At 72.4% G+C, this 3287-nt stretch carries 3 protein-coding genes and 1 pseudogene; 1 reads left to right on the top strand and 3 read right to left on the bottom strand.

All coding sequences use genetic code 11. The features are described 5' to 3' along the window. Positions 1–81 precede the first annotated feature (81 nt). The gene (locus FNH04_RS43575) at positions 82–1089 is read right to left on the bottom strand and encodes a glycoside hydrolase family 6 protein (protein WP_152791768.1); all 1008 of its coding nucleotides are present in this window, start codon (positions 1087–1089) and stop codon (positions 82–84) included. 168 nt (positions 1090–1257) lie between these two features. Here FNH04_RS43575 and FNH04_RS43570 point away from each other — a divergent pair, with 168 nt between their 5' ends. After that, the gene (locus FNH04_RS43570) at positions 1258–2049 is read left to right on the top strand and encodes an ANTAR domain-containing response regulator (protein WP_152791767.1); all 792 of its coding nucleotides are present in this window, start codon (positions 1258–1260) and stop codon (positions 2047–2049) included. 282 nt (positions 2050–2331) lie between these two features. Here FNH04_RS43570 and FNH04_RS43565 read toward each other — a convergent pair whose 3' ends face one another. Both FNH04_RS43565 and FNH04_RS47030 read right to left on the bottom strand, forming a co-directional pair. Then, on the bottom strand, positions 2332–3072 hold the full coding sequence (locus tag FNH04_RS43565; RefSeq protein WP_152791766.1) for a class F sortase: 741 nt from the start codon (positions 3070–3072) through the stop codon (positions 2332–2334). A 5-nt stretch (positions 3073–3077) separates the two neighbouring features. Beyond that, a pseudogene (locus FNH04_RS47030) lies at positions 3078–3287 on the bottom strand (hypothetical protein); the annotation flags it as partial.

The raw sequence follows: 3287 nt of genomic DNA, 5'->3' as shown, positions 1-3287 counted from the left end.
GCGGGGAACTGCGCGACCAGCCACAACGGCCCCGCAGCCGCCACCCGACCTCAGAACCCCCCACAGAAGGCGCCCCCGCCCTCAGCCGGAGGCCCTGGCCAGCTTCAACGCGTACTCGGGCCACCACTGCCCCGCCTTGGGTCCCCCCTTGCACTCACCGTCCGACTCCCCGGGCCGCTTGACCCACAGATACGCGTCGACCAGTGGATCAGCCGTCTTGGTGGTGGGGGCCTCTCCCAGGGCGCGCCCAGGCGGATTGCACCACCGCTCACCAGGCTCGCCCTCGGTGTACGGCCCGTTCCCGTTCCGGCTCGTGTCGATGACGAACGGCTTGTCCCCCACCTTCGCCGAGAGCTCCTTGCCGTACGTGACGGAGTCCTCCGTGGAGTAGAAGTTCGAGACGTTGACCGAGAACCCGTCGGCCTGCTCCACGCCCGCCCACTTCAGCGGCTCGAATATCTGGTCGGTCTCACCCCAGCCCGCGTTGCCCGCGTCGAGATACACCTTCGTGCTCTTCAGCGCGGTCAGCTTCTCGATCGCGCCCCTGAGCAGGTCGTACCGCTCCTCGTGGAACTCGCCCGGGGTGCACCCGTCCACCACGTGCAGCACGGCGTCCGGCTCCAGGATCACCGTCGCGGGGCGGTCCCCGATGCCCTTGGCCACCCCGTCGATCCACGCCCGGTACGCGTCACCGTCCGCCGCGCCGCCGCCCGAGTACTGGCCGCAGTCGCGGTGCGGGATGTTGTAGAGGACGAGGATCGCGTCACGGTCCGCCTTCTGCGCGGCCTCGGTGAAGCCCTCCGCCTCCTGCTCCGGGTTCTCCGGCCCGATCCACTCCCCGGTCGGCTGCTGGGCGATCTTGCGGATCTGTTCCGCGTTCTCCTTCTTGCCCGCCTTCTCGTACGTGGCCACCTGCTGCGCCGCGTTCCCGTCGGGGTTGACCCAGAACGGGTCCGAACCCTTGGGCTGCTGGGTGATTCCGGATCCCGAGCCGTTCTTCTTGTCGCCGTCTCCCCCGAAACAGCCGGCGAGCAGCAGTGCCGCCCCCGCAACGACCACGGACGCCCGTGCCCCCCTACTGCCGTACATCCAACTCCCCCCTGGGTGCCCTGCCGGAAGCCCCAATCCTGACATACGGCTCGCCTCGCCCACGAGGTCGTCCAGCCCTTGTCGGACACCTGTTACCTCCCGTCCCCGTTGGGTAGGCGACTGCCCCGAGGGGTGGGGTCGAACACGAACGAGGGGGGCGGCTTGGTCATGCACCACTGCAACCGGGAGGACCGACACGGCAACCGCGAGATACGGCTCGCGGCAGCCCTTGTGGAGGCGGCTGACACCCTGTCCGACGGCTTCGACCGAGGACGCTATCTGCGGCGCCTGTCGGACCACTGCGTCGCGCTGCTGGAGGCCCGGACTGCCGGGATCATGCTGATCGAGGGCGGCGAGGCGGTGTCGTACGCCGTGAGCAGTCTGCATCAGGAGGCGGCGCTCGACCTGCTGGAGGCCCAGCGCCACGGCGGCCCCTGTCTCGACAGCCACGGCAGCGGCAAGCCGGTCGCTCCGGTCTCCGTCCAGGTCGCCCACGCGGCCGCCCGCTGGCCCGACTTCACCGGTGCGGCGCTGCGTCACGGGATCGGCACCACGTTCGCGGTGCCCCTGCGCCGGGGCGAGACCCCGTTCGGCGCGCTCAACGTCTTCACGCCCGAGTTACCCGAACACGCGCACCCCTCGCCACAGGGCGAGTTCACCGTGCAGCTGGCGCAGCTCATCGCCGACGCGGCAGCGGTCGGGCTCGCCAACCACCGCGCGCACGCCCGGCACCGCACCCTGGCCGCCCAGTTGCAGGAGGCCCTCTCCAGCCGGGTACGCATCGAGCAGGCGAAGGGCATGCTCGCCGAGCGCTGGCGGACCGATGTCGACGAGGCGTTCGCGGCGCTGCGCCGGCACGCCCGCAGCCATCGGCTGCCGCTGGAGCGGGTCGCGACGGCGGTGGTCGAGGACCGACCGGAGGCCGCCGCCCTGCACGACAGGCCGCCCGGCCTCTCCTGAGCCACCCGGCCTCTCCTCGGCCACCCGGGCATTCCTGGTGGCTCCTGAGGAAGGGCCGCCCACCTGCACGGATCACTTAGCGCCACACATGCTCAACTTGGCGTCAAACAACCCTGGGCCCGAACTTCCCACCGCCCTAGAGTGGCATCGGACGAGGCAGCCCCGGACCCTGGCTGTCACGCCGTTCGCCGCCTCATCCGCAATGCCCTGACACAGCATGATGAGCTCCAGTGGACCTCACGTGCCCTGGTGGTCTCCGATACCTCCCGCGCCGGCGCCGGGTCACTCCCGCGGCCCGAGCGCGCGCGGTCGAGGACCAGCCCGGTCGGTGGCTCCGGGGGGAGCGGTCGCCGACCGGGCAGGTGCCCCGCCGGTGAGATACGCGGACACGATCACGTTCGCCGTGTAGGTGCGGCTCGCCCGGTCGAAGGTGCCGCCGCAGGTGATCAGCCGCAGCTCGGCCCGCCCCGGCCGCCGTACGCCGTACGCCTGCCGGGCGTCGAAGCGGTCCCGGTCCATGACCCGGACGTCGTCCACGGTGAACTCGGCCACCGTCCCGTCGTCCCGGACCACCCGGACCGTCTCGCCGATACGCACCGCGCTGAGCCTGTAGAAGACGGCGGGCCGGCTCTCGGTGTCGACATGCCCCACGAACAGCGCGGCCCCTGCCGCCCCGGGGCGCGTACCGGCCGCGTACCAGCCAACGGCGCCCGCGCCCGAGAGGGGCGGCGGGTCGATCGCGCCCTGCTCGTCCAGGCCGCTGGCCACGACCGAGGCCTGCACACCCATCGAGGGGATGTCGATCCGCCGGGGCCGGGCGTCGGCCAACGGCTCGGCGGAGGGCGGCAGTTCGACGTCGTCGGGCCGCCCGACCGCCGCCGCGTCGCCCGTGGTCGGCGCGGATATCCCCTGCCGTACGTCGGTCACCTCGCGGCCCCACAGCCACAGGCCCAGCAGGAGCATGGCCCAGGCGACACCGGCGACGAGGCGGCCGCTGCCGGTGGAGCGTTCCCGGTCGGACATCTCCGTCACTCCGGGGCTCGGCCTCTGCGGGCCCCGCGGAGTGCGACGGCCGACGCGGCAACGCTCACCAGGAGGAGACCGACCACGGCCTGGCGGAGACCGGGGCCGTCGTTCCGGGTGTTCGCTTCCTGGGACTGTGCGGCGAGGAGGTGCGCGGCGCCGCCACCGCCCGCCCGTACGGGGGCGACCGGGGAGGCGTGCGCGGTGCGGGGGGC

This window comes from Streptomyces phyllanthi, from assembly GCF_009377205.1.
In the GTDB taxonomy this organism is placed as follows: domain Bacteria; phylum Actinomycetota; class Actinomycetes; order Streptomycetales; family Streptomycetaceae; genus Streptomyces; species Streptomyces phyllanthi.
Note: the sequence above shows the minus strand (reverse complement) of the source record. Positions and strands in the feature narration are given on the sequence as shown.